At 41.1% G+C, this 18,922-nt stretch carries 15 protein-coding genes; 9 read left to right on the top strand and 6 right to left on the bottom strand.

The window, feature by feature from the left end:
- Window positions 1–106: 106 nt before the first annotated feature.
- Both HBH39_RS09800 and HBH39_RS09795 read right to left on the bottom strand, forming a co-directional pair.
- Window positions 107–853 (bottom strand): HAD-IIA family hydrolase, encoded by a 747-nt coding sequence (locus HBH39_RS09800; RefSeq protein ID WP_167677810.1) that lies wholly within the window; start codon window positions 851–853, stop codon window positions 107–109.
- Between the two features lie 137 nt (window positions 854–990).
- Entirely contained in the window at window positions 991–2,367 is a 1,377-nt protein-coding gene (locus HBH39_RS09795) for an L-serine ammonia-lyase (RefSeq protein WP_167677808.1), read from the bottom strand.
- A 204-nt stretch (window positions 2,368–2,571) separates the two neighbouring features.
- Between HBH39_RS09795 and nagZ the strand changes: the two genes are divergently transcribed.
- Window positions 2,572–3,600, top strand: coding sequence for a beta-N-acetylhexosaminidase (gene nagZ / locus HBH39_RS09790; protein ID WP_167677806.1), 1,029 nt, complete (start codon window positions 2,572–2,574; stop codon window positions 3,598–3,600).
- 282 nt (window positions 3,601–3,882) lie between these two features.
- Here the strand turns inward: nagZ and HBH39_RS09785 are convergent, their stop codons facing one another.
- Genes HBH39_RS09785 through HBH39_RS09775 form a run of 3 tightly spaced genes read right to left on the bottom strand, consistent with a single transcriptional unit; the run spans window position 3,883 to window position 9,095 of the window.
- Window positions 3,883–4,905 (bottom strand): peptidoglycan binding protein CsiV, encoded by a 1,023-nt coding sequence (locus HBH39_RS09785; protein ID WP_167677804.1) that lies wholly within the window; start codon window positions 4,903–4,905, stop codon window positions 3,883–3,885.
- The gene (mfd, locus tag HBH39_RS09780; RefSeq protein WP_167677802.1) at window positions 4,905–8,414 is read right to left on the bottom strand and encodes a transcription-repair coupling factor; all 3,510 of its coding nucleotides are present in this window, start codon (window positions 8,412–8,414) and stop codon (window positions 4,905–4,907) included. Before mfd ends, HBH39_RS09785 begins: the two co-directional genes overlap by 1 nt.
- 30 nt (window positions 8,415–8,444) lie before the next feature.
- Window positions 8,445–9,095 (bottom strand): hypothetical protein, encoded by a 651-nt coding sequence (locus tag HBH39_RS09775; protein WP_167677800.1) that lies wholly within the window; start codon window positions 9,093–9,095, stop codon window positions 8,445–8,447.
- Between the two features lie 156 nt (window positions 9,096–9,251).
- Between HBH39_RS09775 and HBH39_RS09770 the strand changes: the two genes are divergently transcribed.
- From HBH39_RS09770 to HBH39_RS09755, 4 genes are read left to right on the top strand one after another with little or no spacing between them, the layout of a single operon-like run.
- A complete protein-coding gene (locus HBH39_RS09770; RefSeq protein WP_167677798.1) occupies window positions 9,252–10,496 on the top strand; it encodes a lipoprotein-releasing ABC transporter permease subunit in 1,245 nt (414 codons plus the stop codon).
- Window positions 10,496–11,200 (top strand): lipoprotein-releasing ABC transporter ATP-binding protein LolD, encoded by a 705-nt coding sequence (gene lolD, locus HBH39_RS09765; RefSeq protein ID WP_167677796.1) that lies wholly within the window; start codon window positions 10,496–10,498, stop codon window positions 11,198–11,200. Before HBH39_RS09770 ends, lolD begins: the two co-directional genes overlap by 1 nt.
- Window positions 11,197–12,438: a lipoprotein-releasing ABC transporter permease subunit LolE gene (lolE, locus tag HBH39_RS09760; protein WP_167677794.1), complete on the top strand. Its 1,242-nt coding sequence runs from the start codon at window positions 11,197–11,199 to the stop codon at window positions 12,436–12,438. The genes lolD and lolE overlap by 4 nt, the downstream gene beginning before the upstream one ends.
- Before the next feature lie 59 nt (window positions 12,439–12,497).
- On the top strand, window positions 12,498–12,746 hold the full coding sequence (locus tag HBH39_RS09755; RefSeq protein ID WP_167680032.1) for a DUF3624 domain-containing protein: 249 nt from the start codon (window positions 12,498–12,500) through the stop codon (window positions 12,744–12,746).
- Here the strand turns inward: HBH39_RS09755 and HBH39_RS09750 are convergent.
- Window positions 12,743–13,246: a DUF2062 domain-containing protein gene (locus HBH39_RS09750; RefSeq protein ID WP_167677792.1), complete on the bottom strand. Its 504-nt coding sequence runs from the start codon at window positions 13,244–13,246 to the stop codon at window positions 12,743–12,745. The genes HBH39_RS09755 and HBH39_RS09750 overlap by 4 nt on opposite strands.
- 31 nt (window positions 13,247–13,277) lie before the next feature.
- Here HBH39_RS09750 and HBH39_RS09745 point away from each other — a divergent pair, with 31 nt between their 5' ends.
- Genes HBH39_RS09745 through HBH39_RS09730 form a run of 4 tightly spaced genes read left to right on the top strand, consistent with a single transcriptional unit; the run spans window position 13,278 to window position 18,865 of the window.
- Window positions 13,278–15,830: a DNA internalization-related competence protein ComEC/Rec2 gene (locus tag HBH39_RS09745; protein WP_167677790.1), complete on the top strand. Its 2,553-nt coding sequence runs from the start codon at window positions 13,278–13,280 to the stop codon at window positions 15,828–15,830.
- A gap of 36 nt (window positions 15,831–15,866) precedes the next feature.
- On the top strand, window positions 15,867–17,666 hold the full coding sequence (gene msbA / locus HBH39_RS09740; RefSeq protein ID WP_167677788.1) for a lipid A export permease/ATP-binding protein MsbA: 1,800 nt from the start codon (window positions 15,867–15,869) through the stop codon (window positions 17,664–17,666).
- Window positions 17,666–18,685: a tetraacyldisaccharide 4'-kinase gene (lpxK, locus tag HBH39_RS09735; RefSeq protein ID WP_167677786.1), complete on the top strand. Its 1,020-nt coding sequence runs from the start codon at window positions 17,666–17,668 to the stop codon at window positions 18,683–18,685. Before msbA ends, lpxK begins: the two co-directional genes overlap by 1 nt.
- The gene (locus HBH39_RS09730) at window positions 18,686–18,865 is read left to right on the top strand and encodes a Trm112 family protein (RefSeq protein ID WP_167677784.1); all 180 of its coding nucleotides are present in this window, start codon (window positions 18,686–18,688) and stop codon (window positions 18,863–18,865) included. It begins immediately after the preceding gene.
- The last annotated feature ends 57 nt before the right edge of the window (window positions 18,866–18,922 follow it).

Below are 18,922 nucleotides of genomic sequence, written 5' to 3'. Positions count from 1 at the left end.
TATTCTTATTGTAGTCGGTTGCATAATGAAGTATGCCAGCACCTTAAAACAAGGTGCTGGCTTCAAAAATATGTTACCTAATGTAAATTGACTTTAAGTTAAGTCACTACACAACATCTATGTCACCTGCACAAGAGAATACATGGTTAGGCCTGAATGGCTCTTTTTCGATGTCACTTAGTTGGCTTACCCCGCTGGTGACTAAAATGGTTTCGAGTCCAGCTTGAAAACCAGCCAATATATCAGTTTTCATGTTGTCGCCAATGATGACAGTGTTTTCTGAGTGAGCTTGCATATGGTTCAACGCCGAACGGATAATCCATGATGAAGGTTTACCAACGTAAAATGGCATTTTGCCAGTAATGCGTTCAATTGAAGCACATAATGCACCGCAAGCGGGGGTAAAGTTAGGGCCATGAGTGTCTGGATTGGTCGCAATAAAGCGAGCTCCACCTGCAACAAAGCGAGCAGCTTTATGGATCATATCCCAGTGATATGATCGGGTTTCGCCAACGATAACAAAATCAGGATTAATATCGGTAATGGTAAAACCAGCATTATAGAGCTCATGGGTGAGGGCGCCTTCACCTACGACATAGGCTTTGTTCCCTTTTTGATGTTTTAGAAAATCTGCGGTTGCCATAGCCGAAGTATAAAAACAGCTTTCAGGTACATTAATACCTGCAGCACCTAAGCGATTTTGTAAGTCTTTTCCGGTTTGTACAGGGTAATTAGTCAAAATAACCAGCGGGTTGCCTTGTTCTAACACCCGGTGAATAAATTTATCGCTACCCGGAATTAATTTATTGTCGTGCATTAATACACCGTCAATATCGCAAATAATATTTTTCATTGAGTATTTATCCTTTAATACAAACTGACTACATATAAAGCTAAATCTAGACATAACACAATCAATAAATAGCAAAATGCCTGTTAGGATCACTAACAGGCATTTTTTCATTTCGGACGTTAAGTGTTAGCTAAAAGTTAACATTCAACAATGTTCACGGCTAGGCCACCTTTGGCTGTTTCTTTGTACTTACTGCGCATATCTCTGCCTGTGTCCATCATGGTTTTAATCACTTTATCTAATGATACTTTATGATTGCCGTCGCCTCGTAGCGCCATTCTAGAAGCGTTAATTGCTTTAACAGCGCCCATGGCATTGCGTTCAATGCAAGGCACTTGCACTAATCCACCAACTGGATCGCAGGTTAACCCTAAGTTATGCTCCATGCCAATTTCAGCGGCATTTTCAACATGCTCAACTGTGCCGCCCATAATTTCGGTTAATGCAGCGGCTGCCATTGAGCAAGCAACGCCCACTTCACCTTGACAACCTACTTCCGCACCTGAAATTGAGGCATTTTTCTTATAAAGAATGCCGATTGCGGCAGCAGTTAATAAGTAGCGAGAACATACATCAATATCAACTTCCTGAACAAACATGTCGTAGTAACATAATACCGCTGGGATAATTCCTGCTGCACCATTTGTAGGGGCGGTAACGACTCTATCTCCCGCAGCATTTTGTTCATTAACAGACAAGGCAAATAAATCTACCCAGTCCATTGCGGTTAATGGATCGATATTATTACGACCTTCTGCTTTTAGGCGACGATATAAGGCTGGTGCACGTCGTCTTAATTTAAGGCCGCCGGGTAAAATACCTTCTTTTTGATAACCTCGTTCAACACAAGTTTTCATGGTTTGCCAGATATGCCATAAACCTTGTTTAACTTCATCTTCAGTGGCGATACTTAATTCGTTTGCCATCATCAAGGATGAAATACTTAAACCATTGTCGCAGCATTGTTGTAGCAGTTGACTGGCACTATTGAAATCAAAAGGCGCTTCTTTGATGGGCGTCGCTGGTGAGGCATTACGTTGGGTGATTTCATCCTCATCCAAAATAAAGCCGCCGCCAACGGAATAATAGGTACGCTGGTAAATTACTTCGCCCTTGTTTAAAGCGTATAGGGTCATGGCATTGGCATGAGCAGGCAGTGTTTTACGTCTGTGATAGGTAATACCCGATTCACGAGTAAATTTGACTAATCTACCATTGGCAATTTTTAGCGTTTGTTCATTGGAAACGGTTTGCAAAATGGTGTCAATATTATCGGTATTGACGGTTTCAGGTGCTTCCCCCATTAAGCCAAGAATTACCGCTTTACCGGTTCCATGGCCTTTACCTGTTTGACCGAGTGAGCCAAATAACTCAGCTTGTAACTCATCGGTGGCATCAACTAAGTTATTATCTGCCAGGTTTTGCATAAAAATTTTACCGGCTTTCATTGGGCCAACAGTATGCGAACTGGATGGGCCAATGCCGATTTTAAACATGTCAAATACGCTAATCATGATATTTAACCTTTATATGGTCGTTTATTGTTGTAATTATTAGAGAGTATAATGACTATAGATAATCGTGAGCCAGATACTCATTTGTAATGTGAGTATCCCACATTTTTTCGGTGGTCGTTCATTAGATTTTTTTATGCGATTTTTTCAGATTAGCCAAGCTTATCTGTGATTAAGTTAAGGTTAATATTTTAAGGGGTATGTTTGAGCTATTTAATGATGGACCTATGTGGTCTTACGGTTACTGAACAAGAAGCGCTGCAATTGCAACATCCCCAAGTTGGCGGGATCATTCTTTTTAGTCGTAATTTTGACAATAAAAACCAATTAATAGAGTTGGTTAAGCAGGTTCGAGCAATACGCCCTGAATTATTGATTGCGGTTGATCATGAAGGTGGCCGTGTTCAACGATTTAAGCAGGGGTTTACTCATATTCCCGCAATGGGGGATATTTTTCCTGCTGCAAAAGGTGATATGACATTAGCAAAGCAATGGGCTACAGAATGCGGTTTTCTAATGGCAATAGAATTATTAGCTTGTGATATCGATTTAAGCTTTGCGCCAGTTTTAGATGTCAACGGCGTTAGTGATGTGATCGGCAAGCGCAGTTTTAGTCCTAATCCAGATGAGGTTACCGCGTTAGCGTCGGCGTTTATTATTGGAATGCAACAAGCTGGCATGGCTGCGGTGGGCAAACATTTCCCAGGACATGGCAGCGTCGCCGCTGATTCACATATTGCAATGCCCGTGGATGAGCGAACAAAACAGCAAATTGAACAGTTTGATATGCAGCCTTTTGTTAACTTAATTGCCAATGGTCAACTGCATGGTGTGATGCCAGCTCATGTTGTTTATAGTCAAGTTGACCCCAATCCTGCAGGTTTTTCACCGTACTGGTTACAAACTGTGTTACGGAAGCAATTAAAGTTTAATGGCGTGATTTTTTCAGACGATTTGGGTATGAAAGGCGCAAGTTTTGCTGGCGATTACCTAGGACGTGCCAAAGCGGCATTAACTGCGGGGTGTAATATGATATTAGTATGCAATGATCCTGTTGGCGTAAAAACACTATTAGATCATTTTAGCTGGCCAGAGGTGTCACCAAGTGCCAATGCTATGATGTTGCGTGGCAATCAATCACAGATGATACTCTCCTTGCAGCAAGATACGCGATGTTTAGCTGCTATCGAAATATGTAAAAACATTTGGACGTTGGCAAACAATAAACACTAATAGTATGTAGCATGGTTTGCTGTTTTTTTAGACACTTAATTTGCTGTTATGCACAAGTATTGGTAAACATTCCAATGACGTGATACAAATTGTTGCAGATGGCATTTTAGATGCGACTATAGTGCTGTCTATTAAAGTCATATTTTACTCTTTATTGCATTTTTGCAGGCGGTCATCATGGATGGCCGCTTTTTTATGGCTCTTTAAAATGAAAAACCGGAGTCTTGGCTCCGGTTAATGTACTAAATAAATTGCTTAAAGCGCATTTAATGATGCAATCTTTTAGGGTAAGTAAGTTTGGCTTTCAATTTGTTGATTTTGAGAGTGTGTTGCTGACTTTTCCCCTAAATCAATCGGTCTTGCCATGGTGGGTTGTTCCATTTTCCTAATTTGCATCACAATGCCCATTTTAGGGTGGTCAAAATAATGCAATTCACCACTACGAACCCTGCGGTTTTGTTTTAACGGTATCGCTTGTAAATAGGGCTGCATTGACTTTTCAACTTGTGTATTTAATGCGTCATATTGATTAAATTCTGTTTTATTTGTCTCAAGCATTTTTTGCGTTTCTTTACGCAATGCAAAATTATTTTCAATATATAAATAATGGCTTAGATAAATATTAATGGTGCCATCTAACTCCCAAACCGGTTTTGTTTGTTCAGTTTCAAACAGGTTTCCAAGGCTTGCAAACTCATTAACCGTTAAATCAATGCTTGGCTGGTTATTTTTCTGTGTGGTGACACGCTGACCATGATAGTCATATTCATTAGAAAAATCCTTACCAGCAAAAATGCGTACTGGTTTAGCATTGCGTCGCCCTTGCATGTTTTGTTGCCAAGTAAGATGAATTAAAGGTTTAATATTCGATTCTCTACTGACGGTTTTTATAATATCTGCAAATTGGCTCTGGCTTTGGGCAAGTAATGTTGGCCCATCTCCCAAATAAGCTTTATTGGGCTGAGTGGCGGCAATACTGAAGGGAACTTGACTAGGGTGGCTTCTTACTTTGCTACTGGTTAAGTTGTCACCACAATCAGATTGCTGCGCTAATGACCAATCATTCGAGGTGCAGCCGTTTAAGCTAGCCGCTACACCAGTTATGTCTGTGCTGATAAGTGGCGTGATAAAGTCAATGGCTCGATTATCCACTTTCGCAGCAGGTGTATCTGGCCATTGCTCCGTGGAATTGTTTTGACGCTCAAAAATGAACATTTCAACTTCAAACCAAGTTGATGCTTGGACTGGTATTGTAGTCGACAGTATGCCTAATGCTGTTACTGTCATCGCGATTTTACGAAGCACTATTGCTCTCCAGTTTGATGTTTTGCAAGCTGCTCAAGTAAGGTTTTTAGTAATGCTAATCTGTCTTTACTTGTTTCAGTTGGAATGGTGAACTTTAACTTATTTGGGCCATCCATTCGATAGATTTGTGGCTGCTTTTGCAATAAATCGATAATAAACATTGGATCTATCTGGTGATGTTCACCAAATTCAATACTGCCACCTTTTGCATGCATTTCAATTTTTTGTAAACCCAAACTAGTTGCCTGATGCTTAAATACGGTTAAATCCATCAGATTGCGGGTTTGATCTGGCAGCATTCCAAAGCGATCAATAAATTCGACTTTGAGCTCATCAACCATAGATTCAGTATGACAATTCGCAATACGCTTATACAAGGATAAACGCATGTTGACATCACCGACATAGTCTTCAGGTAACAATGCGGGTATGCGTAAATCGATATCGCAAATTGCATTTAACATATTGGCCAGTGATGGCTCTTTACCTTGTTTTAGAGATTTTACTGCCGATTCAAGCAATTCCATATACAAACTGAAACCAATTTTACTGATATGGCCGCTTTGCTCATCGCCAAGTAATTCACCCGCACCACGAATTTCTAAATCTTGAGTAGCCAATAAGAATCCTGCACCTAAATCTTCTAATGCGTCTATGGCTTCTAAGCGTTTACGTGCATCGGATGTCATTCGTTTTGGGTGAGGAGTCATCAAATACGCATAGGCTTGATGGTGAGATCGACCCACACGACCACGTAGTTGATGTAATTGGGCTAGGCCAAACATATCAGCGCGGTGGATTAAAATAGTGTTGGCACTGGGTACGTCAATACCGGTTTCAATGATGGTGGTACACACTAATACATTGAAGCGTTGATGATAAAAATCTGACATGACCTTTTCAAGATCGCGTTCGCGCATTTGACCATGGGCGGTTACCACTCGAGCTTCTGGCAGTAAATCACGTATATCTTGTGCCGCTTTTTCAATGGTTTCGACGTTATTATGTAAATAATATACCTGACCACCACGTAAAATCTCACGGGATATGGCTTCTTTAACTGTGGCTTTATCATATTCACGCACAAAGGTTTTTACCGCAAGTCGCTTAGCGGGTGGGGTGGCTATGATGGATAAATCACGCATTCCCGACATCGCCATATTAAGCGTTCTGGGAATAGGTGTAGCAGTTAAAGTTAAAATATCGACATTGGCTCGTAGGGCTTTGATTTTTTCTTTTTGACGAACACCAAAGCGATGTTCTTCATCAATAATTAATAAGCCTAAATTATCAAATTTAGCTTCTGAAGACAGTAACTTGTGGGTGCCAATTATAATATCGACTTTACCTTCTTGCAGTGAGTCTAGTACTTGATTTTGCTCTTTGCTGGTACGAAAGCGTGACATAACCTCAATCACGACAGGCCAATCGGCAAAACGGTCTTTGAAGTTTTCAAAATGTTGCTGGGCAAGCAAGGTGGTAGGCACTAATACGACGACTTGCTTGCCGGCATTGACGGCAACAAAGGCTGCGCGCATTGCGACTTCGGTTTTACCAAAGCCGACATCTCCGCACACTAAGCGATCCATTGCCATTGGCGCTTGTAAATCGGTTAGAACGGCATCAATGGCAGTTTCTTGATCCACAGTTTCTTCAAACGGAAAAGCTTGCGCAAATACAGCATATTCTTCTTTATCAAGGCTTAAGGCCTCACCTGGTCGTGCTTGACGTCTGGCATACACATCCAGTAACTCTGCAGCGACGTCTCGAATGCGTTCAATGGCCTTTTTCTTGGCTTTTGCCCAAGTTTCGTTTCCTAACTTATTCAGTTGGGTGGTTTCTTCATTGCCTACACTATAACGGCTGATTAAATGCAAAGATGACACAGGTACGTATAATTTGTCGCCACCGGCATATTCAAGTTTTAAGTATTCAGCGACTAAGCCTCCGGTATCAAGAGTTTCTAAGCCTTGGTAAAGCGCAACCCCATGCTCTAAATGCACTATGGGTTGGCCAACCCTTAATTCTGCTAAGTTTTTGACTAAAACATCAGAACTGACTTGTTTTTGTTTTTCGCGGCGTCGTTGCTGCGAAATCCGATGACCGAACAACTCGGTTTCACAAATAACACTGACATTGCCCTTTGGCTCAATATCGATTAGTGCCCCACGAGACAAAGGCGATACTAATAAACCAATTGGATCTTTGCCGCTAAGGTAATCATCTAAGTGCTTAAATAATTTAGGCTTAATATCAATTTTGGCGAATAGTTCAAGCAATGCCTCCCGTCGCCCTTCAGATTCTGCCACAAACAATATTTGCTGTTGTGTTTGACTGAATTCTTTAAGCGCGAGTAGCGGCTGTTTTAATTTGTGATTCGCGTTGATATCAGGAAGCGCTGTGGCTTTGGCGCTTAATGCATGTTTTGGTAAAGCATCAATATCAACTTGTTTGGCTTCATTAAGCGGTAGATTAATGAGTTGGCTGCGCTGCATGGGTTTGAAGGCGCTAAACAGTTGATCGCTTAATAGGTATAGCTCTTTGGGTTCAAGTAAAGGCCGCAGTGGGTCGACTCGGCGATCTTCATAGCGAGTATGTATTTCGTCTAGGTGTTGCTGACACGACTTTTCAATATCACCAAGGGTGATTAATTGGCTTTGTTCTGGTAGGTAATCAAACAAGCTAGCCGTTTCATCAAAGAATAATGGCAGATAATTTTCAATCCCTGCAGGCATTAAGTTACGACTGACCAGCTGGTAGACGGATTCAGGTTCTTTTGAAATCACTTCAAAGCGGCGACGATAGCGTTGTCTGAAACCTTCAATGGCTGCACTGTCGGTAGGAAATTCTTTCGCTGGCAACATGCGAATTTGGTCGAGCGCCATGCCTGAACGCTGGCTATCAACATCAAAAAAGCGAATAGATTCGACTTCGTCGTCAAACAATTCTATCCGCAATGGCTGTTTTGAACCCGTAGGAAAAATATCAATAATTGAACCGCGAATAGCAAACTCACCGTGTTCGTATACTTGGTCGACAACATGGTAACCTGTGTCGGTTAAATGTTGGCGTACCTGACTTAATCCATAAATGTCACCTTTTTTTAGGATCATGACATTTGCGGTTAAAAACGATTTTGGCGGTAAGCGAACCATTAGGGTGTTGACTGGCACAATAACCACATTGTGCGAGCTCTGGCTAATTTGCGCTAATGACTCTAATCGTTGAGATATTAAATCTTGATGCGGTGAAAAATTGTCGTAAGGAAGCGTTTCACGATCAGGAAATAAACACACATTGACGGGGTGATTGGCTAATAAATAACTTAACTCGGCTTCTAGGGTTAATGCGCTGGGGGTATCGTGAGTGACAATAAGACTGGTGCCTGAGTGCTGTTTAATCAAATTGGCGATGGTGAGTGCTTGAGAAACTCCCCCTAGTGTGGCTAAGGTTTGAAGTTGTTGGCCTTTTTTGACACTGGGTGGCGCGATAACATTAAATTGCTTCATTTAATTAATAACTTGTTTTGATTTAAAAAATTATAAGGTGTCTTTGCGATGTTGTTTACGCAGTTTGAGCATTTTTTGTTGCACAGTTAAGCTAGCTTTAACGAGCTGCTCGACATCTTCATCCAATATTTGATTGAAAGCGAGTTCTGTTTGCCACTGCTCAGCCGGCTCCTTAGCACTGAAATTATCTGGCGAAATGTGGCTTGAACTTGTTTTATGCGTGCTCGATGGTGGTATTGGTCGTAAAGAAGATTGCGTCACTTCACAAATACATAAAACGGCAACCACTTCATTGTGAAGGTAAATATGTGCTTTGAACAGATCACCAATATTGAAAGGTTTATCTGACATAACACTTAAGCCACTGCCACCAAACTGGTAGCCTTTATATTGAATCCCTGATTGCGCTTCTTTTTCAATGACATGTTGTAAAACTAAATCAATTTTTCGTGATTGAAGTTTTAAAAAGTCAACAATGGCTTTGGTCTCAGAATCGAGTTGTCGCAGTTGCAGCAGGCAATTGGCTTCTAATGCCTTGACTTCAGAAAGCAATTTAAGCCCAGTCGATTGCATCTGTCTCAGTTGATCGTCATTGGGTAATGGCAAGCGTTTATCCCATGGTTCAAGATAAACGTTAAACTCATGAGGCACGCTAAAGTAAGAATTGCTGTCTGTTAACAAGGTTTGCCTCTTTATTTATCAAATTAATACCCCTATTATCGTGCCCAACTTGATGATTTAGCAAGTCATAAGCCTAAACGGAGCTGCTAATATGTATTTCCACTGGTTCAGTCTGCCAATATACGCTTGATAAAGAGCAACGGATGACTATTTTTTATGAATTTTAGATTTTCTTTATATGTCGGATTTCGATATTGGCGATCTCGTAAAGCTAATGCGTTTGCGTCATTTATTACCTTTTTTGCTGTTACAGGGATTTTTTTAGGCGTGTGTGCTCTGATTGTCGTTAGCTCGGTCATGAACGGGCTCGAAGGACAGTTGAAAAATCGGATTTTAGGCGCAGTGCCGCAATTAACAATATTGCATGAGTCTGGCTTCGAAGATTGGCAACAACAAATACGCTTACTGCATCAAGAAAAAGATCTTAAAAGCGAGATATTAGGGGTAGTTCCGTCTGCTACGACTCAAGGTATGTTGCAATCAGCGGCCAATATTGCTGCTGCGCAGGTTTTTGGGGTTTATCCTGAGTTAGAGCAAGGGTTATCGCCGATCATTTCTCATACCTATTCGAATGCTTTTGATGAATTAACTGCGGATAGCTATGCCATTGTGTTAGGCAGTGAGCTTGCACGTAAATTGAATGTTAGAGTGGGTGATAAAATCCGCTTACTCAGTGGTGATGGTGTGGTTTACTCCCCATTTGGCCCTGTACCTAGTCAACGTAAATTTGTCGTTGCAGGCGTGTTTGAAATGGGATCGCAAGTCGATGGAACTGTAGCTTATGTGCATTATCAAGACGCGCGTAAATTGATGCGACAAAGCCCTGAGGAAATTTCAGAATTAAGAGTGTATTTAGACGACCCATTTAAAGCGGCACAAATTGGCCCTAAAGTGATTGAAAACTTTAACCAGCATGGGATAAAGGTAACCGCGCGTGACTGGCGTGATGATTTTGGTCACTTATTCGCTGCGGTTAAAATGGAAAAAAACATGATGTCACTGATGCTCAGTTTAATTGTGGCGGTGGCGGCGTTTAATATCGTGTCAGCCTTAGTCATGATGGTTGTGGATAAAACCACTGATGTTGCTGTACTGAAAACCCAAGGATTAACTACTACGTCAGTGATGAATATTTTTATTGTTCAGGGCTCATTAAATGCCTTATTGGGCTTGTCATTCGGAACAATTTTTGGGGTGATATTAACCTTAAATTTAAACAGCATACTTAATACTTTAGGCGTGTCTATTTTAGGCGCAGGACAAATTTTGCCGGTGCAATTATCGATTAGCCAGTTAGTGATTATTGTTGTTGGCACCTTATTGATTACCCTAATCGCTACCATATACCCAGCACTGAGAGCCGCTAAGGTTCAACCCGCTACCGCATTGAGATACGAATAATGATTCAAAATCAACAGCTTTTATTGCAAGTAAAGCATGTTAGCAAACAATATCATGATGGTGATGTCACCACCCAAGTGCTTAAAGATGTCAACTTAGAGGTTTTTAAAGGTGAGCAATTGGCGATTGTTGGCAGTTCAGGTTCTGGCAAAAGTACCTTGTTACATTTAATGGGCACCTTAGATACTCCAAGTGATGGACAAGTATTGCTGGACGGCGAAGATATTTATCAATTGTCTTCTGCTCGCCAAGCTGAGTTACGTAATCAAGACTTAGGCTTTATTTATCAGTTTCACCACCTTTTGCCCGAGTTCAGTGCCCTTGAAAATGTTGCCATGCCCGCCTTTATTCAAGGTAAAAATAAGCAACAGACTCTAGCAGATGCCAAACTTTTGTTAGAGCGGGTGGGGTTAGGCCATAGGTTAGCGCATATTCCTGCGCAGTTGTCTGGGGGGGAGCGTCAACGAGTGGCGATTGCCAGAGCATTGATTAATCAACCGAAACTGGTTTTAGCTGATGAGCCAACAGGTAATTTAGATGCTAACAGTGGCGATGCTGTGTATGAACTGATCAGAGAATTAGCACAGCAATTTGGTACCGCCTTTGTGGTTGTGACCCATGATCATAAATTGGCCGCAAAAATGGATAGACAATTAACCATGAAAGACGGTGTTTTGCAGGATGTAGTAGGGACTGATGCATGAGTAAATGGTTACCTTTGCTGATCGGTTGGCGCTTTTATCGCGCTAGGCAGTCTAATGGTTTTATTGGCTTTATCTCGTTTGCATCAACCGCAGGTATCGCATTGGGCGTGGCGGTGCTGATTATTGTATTATCTGCGATGAATGGTTTTGAGAAAGAGTTACAAAATCGCTTACTTGGGGTGATATCTCATGGTGAGCTCGTGGGGGTTAATGAGCCCATTCAAGATTGGCAGGCTATTGCTAATAGTGCGCAGAATATACCTAATATCACCGGTGTCGCCCCTTTTATTCGTTTGCAAGGGTTGGTGCAAAAGCCCGGTGGTTTTCAAGGCATCGTAGTAAACGGTATTGATGTTCAGCATGAGCCTAATGTTTCTAGCATTGCTCAGTATATGAATGAAGCATCGTGGCGGTCACTGCAAGGTGTCGATAATCATATTGTACTTGGGCGAAGTCTACTTAATAAATTGCAGTTAGAGGTAGGCGATACCTTAGCCATGTATACCCCAGCTGCTGATAACAGCCGTTTATCTGCAGCTAAAAGTCACCGTTTTGTGGTCAGCGGCGTTTATGATCTCGGAGGAGAAATCGAATCAACTCAAGCCTATGTACCCATCGGCTATTTGAGCGAACTACTTGACCTTGGTACTGGAGTCAGTGGTTTGCGGATTCAGGTGGATAATGTCTTTAGCGCACCACAAATCATTAGAGATTTAGGTTATGCCCAGAGTGAATATTTATATTTAAATGATTGGACAAGATCCCAGGGACACTTATATCAAGACATTCAACTGGTACGAATGGTGATGTATTTAGTGCTGGCATTGGTGATCGCCGTGGCCTGTTTTAATATTGTGTCAACCTTAGTGATGGCTGTGAGAGATAAAGCCTCTGAAATCGCAATCTTAATGACCATGGGTTTAAAGCGAAGTGCCGTGATGGCCATTTTTGTGATGCAGGGCGGCTTAAATGGTCTATTAGGATGTAGTTTAGGCGGCATCATTGGGGTTGTTGTTGCCGTTAATTTAAGCGCAATTGCCAAGGGTGTGGAATCTATATTTGGGGTTCACTTTTTAGATTCAGATATTTATTTTATTGACTTTTTGCCATCACAATTGCAACAAAATGATGTGATATTTGTGGTGAGCTTGGGATTAGTGATGAGCCTGATCGCGACCTTATATCCTGCATGGAAAGCCACTAAAATAGCCCCAGCTGCAGCATTAGCCGGTCGATAGCTAATAAAACTCTAGGTAATTTGTCTCCTGATTTGCCAAATGAGAAAGTGAAATCAATGATGCGTTGTACTCAATGCGAAGAATCAATATTTCGTCAAAAACTAGGTCGCTGCTATCGCTGCATGGCCCAACTCGCATTATTGAGTGTTGTAGGTTGGCCATTATGGTTTCACCTGTTTGTGGATAATGCGACTGATGTTAAGTCTATCGCATTATTATTTTTTTGCTGTGCTTTTAGTGGGTTATTAGCGGTACATTTATTTATGTGGCTTTACTATCGTTACATCGGGAGCAACGAAAGGCATTAACCACGTTTTTTCCACTTGAATAAAATTGAATAGCGCCACAAGCTTTTGATCACTAAAAAACCAACGAGTGCGGATATTAATCCTAACGCAAAACAGCCTAATAAAAAGGGTGGGCCTATAGTCGATAAAGATGATTCAATCCATTGCCAACTGGCTTCAAAATGAAAATTTTCCGTTGGATGACCTAACATCCACGCCCCAAATAAATAGGCGGCATAAAACATAACAGGCATGGTGAGAGGGTTAGTTATCCACACCAGTGCCACAGCCACTGGAATATTGACATTAAACAGTATGGCCAAACCTGCCGCCGCAACCATCTGAAATGGCATTGGCATCCAAGCCACAAATAACCCCACAGCAAAAGAGCCAGGAGCTGATTTTCTATTTAATGCCCATAGATTGGGCTTATCTAATAGTTTGCCAAAGACTTGCAAATACTTATGTTTTTGCAAGGCTTTAGGATCAGGCATAAATCTTTCTATGAATTTTTTTGGCATCTTGGTTGGTTTCTGTCTTTACTAATACGCTATGGATCGTTTTATCTTTGGCTTCTGTATTAGTTGCCTAAGTGCATTGCTTTGGCCTGTTTTACCTGCGCAATGGTGCTTACCTTACTTATTATTTTTTGTCGTTATCTTTGTGCGTAAAGCTCCGAGTGTTAGTGGCGTGCTGTTTGCGGTTTGGTGGTTAAGTATCTATTTCTATTCTTTAGATTTTCAACCCAAGATGATTTCAAATAATAAGACGACAATTTCTGCGCAAATAGTATCACTTGTTAGTGAGCACCGCGACTGGATAAGTGCAGATGTGCGCTTAATTGAACCAAAATTAACCAGCTTTAATGTTTCGCAATTATGGCGACTTCCTTGGGCTGATAAGTATTATCGTTTAACTTGGCAAACGCCGCCTGAGGTAAGAGTCGGTCAGATTTGGCAACTCGATGTAAAACTTAAACCCATAACGAATATTGCCAACCAAGGCGGTTTTAATCAGCAACGCTATTATATTAATCGACATATAGTGGCGAAAGGCAAGATTAAGGCAGGTGAGTTGATAGGCCATAAGCTGAGCTTTCGACAACAATTGCTTACTCAATTTAAGCTTATAAGCCCGAAATTAGCCAATGGTGACTTACTGTTGGCGTTATTGTTTGGCGAAAAAGGGCAAATAAACGATCAACGATGGCAACAGTTAAGGCAAACCGGCACAGGGCATTTAATTGCTATTTCAGGATTACACTTATCTGTGGTGTTTGCGCTGTTTTATGGTTTTATTCTAGGCATATTGAAGTTGCTGTTTGGCTCTAAAATCTATAACAGCTTGATAGCAAGAGGTTATTTTCGCGGAAATACATTTAAATACAGTTTGTTTAGTATTCAAAGTGCTTTATTGATTGCGCTATGGGTGACGGTGGGATATGCCTATCTAGCCGGTTTTGCAGTGGCAACTCAACGTGCGCTATTAATGCTGGCAATGTTAGTCATATTTAGTTTTTTAAAACAGTATCATAGCCAATGGCAACGCTTAATGTATGCGCTGGCTGGTGTATTGTTATTTGACCCATTAGCCATCTTAAGTGGCGGTTTTTGGCTATCTTTTTGTGCCTTAGCGATTATTTTACGCTATGTAGATAAACAAGACCTGAATAGCGAAAAAGCGGATGTTGCAAAAGTGGAGCAAGAACGGCAAACATCGACTAGGCCAAAAAAGGGTTTATGGCTGCGCATATCAAGCGCTATAAAACAACTTTGGGCTATTCAATGGCGTCTTGCTTTAGGGCTTGGATTATTACAAGCCATATTATTTGGCACTATATCTGTTCATAGTATTTGGATTAATTTACTGGTGGTCCCTTGGTTTAGTCTGCTGGTAATTCCTGCGGCAATGATTTGTTTTATCCTGTGGTTGCTTTTATTGGTGGCCTTTCATGGTCAACATGAATGGCTTGTGCTGAAAATTGCTGATGCCTTGCTACAGCCGTTTAGTTATCTATTGTCAATGTCTGAAAACTTCTCTCATAGCATTATTTATTTAAGTGAAGCTTGGATTATTGCAGGCATATTCAGTTTGGTTGGTTGTGGTATTTTAGGCATGATTAGCTGGCGTGGGCGCTTAACCATGTTTGGCTTAATTCAAATCGATAAACAACTTGTGTATGGCAAGGAAGCTGGGACTTTTACGCGCACACTGTTCATCCTATTTGTGAGTTTGTTATTAAACCTGCCAATAATACAGTTACTATTTGGCAAGTTTGTAGTGGCTGATGATCTTGCTTGGCAAGCTTCTACATCAGTTCATGTTTTAGATGTCGCTCAGGGAACCGCTATTGTAATTCAGCAAGGTGATCATGCCATTATCTATGATACTGGGGCAGCCTTTGGTGACTTTAGTTATGCAGAGCGAGCAATATTGCCTTTTTTACGTGCCAAGGGGATTGATGCGATTGATTACTTAATTATTAGCCATCAAGATAATGATCACAGTGGGGGCTTAAATTTGCTGCTTAATACATACCCGAAAACACATTTGATTGCAGATTCTATTGAAGATGGCGTCCATTTGAAGCCGCTGACTAAGCACAGTTTATGTACCGCGAAAGAGATTAACTGGGGCAGGGTTAAGCTCAATTTTCTGGCTAACCATTTAGTTTCTGTCAGGGATAATAATCTTTCATGCGTAGTAAAATTGTCTATCGAGTCAACTTCTTTATTGTTGACTGGGGATATTGAGAAACTACGTGAGCTAAATATGTTAGAAAATCAACAAGATGTCAGCGCAGATATTTTGTTCGCTCCCCATCACGGTAGCCGAACATCATCATCGGATGCGTTTATTGAAGCTGTATCGCCAAAGGTGGTGATTTTTAATGCGGGTGACAATAATCAATATGGTTTTCCTAAGGCGGATGTAAAAGGGCGTTATCTAGCTAGAGGTATTGACGCTTACACCTCAGGCGAAACAGGTCAGTTAAGCATTAAAGTTAGTCACTCTGGTTATCAAATAAACACCTATCGGCAAGATTTAGCTCCTTTTTGGTATAACCGTTTGTTTAGATTTGGTCTGATTGTTAAAGCAGAGTAGAATGCCCGTCATGTTAGTTAGAGAAGAATTAGATTAATGTCATCACCCAAAAATGAAATGTGGACCGTTTTTAAACGCTTAATGACTTATGTTGTCCCCATGAAAGGTATGTTTATCATGGCCGTATTAGGCCTGTTAACTTATGGCGCTGTTGATGCTGGTTTTATTGCCTTTATTAAACCATTCATTGATGAAGGTTTTGGTTCTAATGCAACAACGGTTGCTGGAGTAGATGTTCCAACTCACGGCGGTTTTAACTCCGATAACAAGGTGTTGATGTTAGCGCCTCTAGTTGTCATGGGGATGTTCATTCTAAGGGGCTTAGCAAACTTTGTTTCTACCTATTGCATATCATATATGAGCGCTAAGTTGATTATGGACATGCGTCAGCAAGTGTTCGAACATTATCTTCGCTTACCGGTTAGTTATATCGACCGTGAAAACAGTGGTAATTTAATCTCACGCGTGACCTTTGATACTGAACAAATTGCTCGTGCATCAGGAAGTGCGTTAATTTCAATTGTAAGAGACTCAATTACCATCATAGGCATGTTGGCGATTATGTTTTTTTATTCCTGGAAATTGTCTTTGTGTATTTTGGTTATCGGGCCAGTAATGGGTGTGGTGATCAGTGTTGTCAGTAAGCGTTTTCGTAAGGTATCTAAGCAAATTCAGTCAGCAATGGGCGGGGTAACTGCTGCGACAGAACAAATGATCAAAGGCCATAAAAATGTATTATCTTTTGGCGGTCAACAAACTGAGATAGAACGTTTTTATAAAGTTAATAACGCTAACCGATATCAAAATATGAAGCTTGCTGTGGCGCAATCAGTTAGTCAGCCGCTTATTATGGTGATTGGTTCTTTTGCGTTGGCTTTTGTGTTGTATGCAGCCAGTTGGGATAGCATGAAATCAGAATTGACCGCTGGTACATTTGCGGCAATTTTGGGTGCAATGTTAGCTATGTTACAGCCTATTAAAAACTTAACCCGTGTTAATGCTGAATTTCAGCGAGGTATAGCAGCCTGTACCACAGTGTTTGAGCTGTTAGATACGGCACCCGAATCAGATAATGGAACTCATACGGTTGAACGTGCTCAAGGCCACTTACAATTTAAAAACGTTACCTTTAGCTATCCTGAACAAGATAGAAAAGCATTAGATAATATCGAATTTGAAGTGAAGCCAGGGAAAACGGTTGCGCTGGTTGGCCGCTCTGGATCAGGTAAATCTACTATTGCCAGTTTAATTACGCGCTTTTATGGTGGTTTATCTGAAGGCGATATTTTACTCGATGACACCAGTATTTATGACTATCAGCTGAAAAACTTGCGCGATCAAGTGGCGTTAGTATCACAACAAGTGACACTGTTTAACGACACTATTGCCAATAACATTGCTTACGCTTATCCAGGTGATGTCACCCGAGAGCAAATTATTAAAGCCGCTGAGTTGGCCTATGCAATGGAGTTTATTGATGCTTTACCAGAAGGTTTAGATACGCAAGTGGGTGAAAACGGCGTATTACTTTCAGGTGGTCAGCGTCAGCGTATTGCCATCGCTCGTGCCATGCTACGTGATGCCCCAGTATTGATTTTAGATGAAGCGACTTCAGCATTGGATACTGAGTCTGAAAAGGCAATCCAAAAGGGCTTAGATAATCTTCGCCATAATCGTACTTCAATTGTGATTGCCCACCGTTTATCAACGATTGAATCTGCCGATGAAATTTTAGTGATCGATCAAGGTTCAATTATTGAACGCGGGGTACACAAAGACTTAATTATGCAGCAGGGTGTTTACGCTAACCTATATCAAATGCAATTTGGTCATTAATGCAAACTTGGATAAATAAAATTTGGTATCAAGGGCATTGGGCTAAATGGGCCTTACTGCCCTTGTCGGCATTGTTTTGGTTAATCAGCTCCATTAGGCGTTGGTTATTTCAATGTGGTTTCAAGTCGATTTATCGACTGCCTGTGCCTGTTATTGTTGTGGGTAACATTACCGCAGGAGGTAGTGGTAAAACGCCAACGGTGATTTATTTAATCAATCTACTTCGAGCTAATGGTTTAAAACCTGGCGTTATAAGCCGTGGCTATGGGGCTAAAATTGACGGTGTTACTGCGGTTACTCAACACAGCAAAGCTAGTGATGTTGGTGATGAGCCGTTAATGATTGTTAGCCGTACTCAAGTTCCTATGGTTGTGGGTTCCAAGCGGGTACTTGCTGCGCAAACGCTTTTGGCTGATTATGATGTAGATATCATCATTAGTGATGACGGTTTACAGCATTATGCTTTGGGTCGAGATATTGAAATTGCCTTGGTTGATGGCGCTCGACGTTATGGAAATCAATGTTTAATACCAGCAGGGCCCTTACGTGAAGGCTTGTGGCGGTTAAATAATATTGATTGGATTATCAATAATGGTGGTCCAGTGATTAACAACTCAGAAAGTAAAGAGCAATTAATGTTACTTGAGCCTGCACCATTACAACCCGTGTTAATACCTAAAGGCCAACATGCTGATCTTGAAGTGATGAAAACACAGCCTATTGTTGCTATGGCAGGTATTGGTAATCCACAACGATTTTTTGATAGCTTGGTTGAGCAAGGTTATCAACTTGCCCATACCATCGCCTTTGAAGATCATCAAGCTTATGATCAAACCCAATTACAGCAACTTTCTGCCAATTATCCATTATTGATGACAGAAAAAGATGCGGTTAAATGTCGCGATTTTGCTGCACACAACTGGTGGTATTTGCCAGTAAATGCGAAGCTTAGCGAACAATTCGATAAACAGTTTATGAGTCAAGTGACTCAATTGATCCAACTTAAAAAGGAAATCTAAATGGCTTTTGATAAAAAGTTACTTGATATCGTCGCTTGTCCAGTATGCCAAGGTAAACTGGAGTTTGATAAAGAAGCGCAAACATTGATTTGTAAGTTTGATAAACTGGCTTACCCGATTGATGAGGGTATTCCGGTATTACTTGAAAACCGTGCCATGCCATTAGTGCCTAATGAATAAAGGCCGTTTAATACAGAGTTAAAGCTAATAAAAAAGCTGCAATTGAATCAATTGCAG

The organism is Shewanella aestuarii, from assembly GCF_011765625.1.
GTDB lineage: Bacteria > Pseudomonadota > Gammaproteobacteria > Enterobacterales > Shewanellaceae > Shewanella > Shewanella aestuarii_A.
Note: the sequence above shows the minus strand (reverse complement) of the source record. Positions and strands in the feature narration are given on the sequence as shown.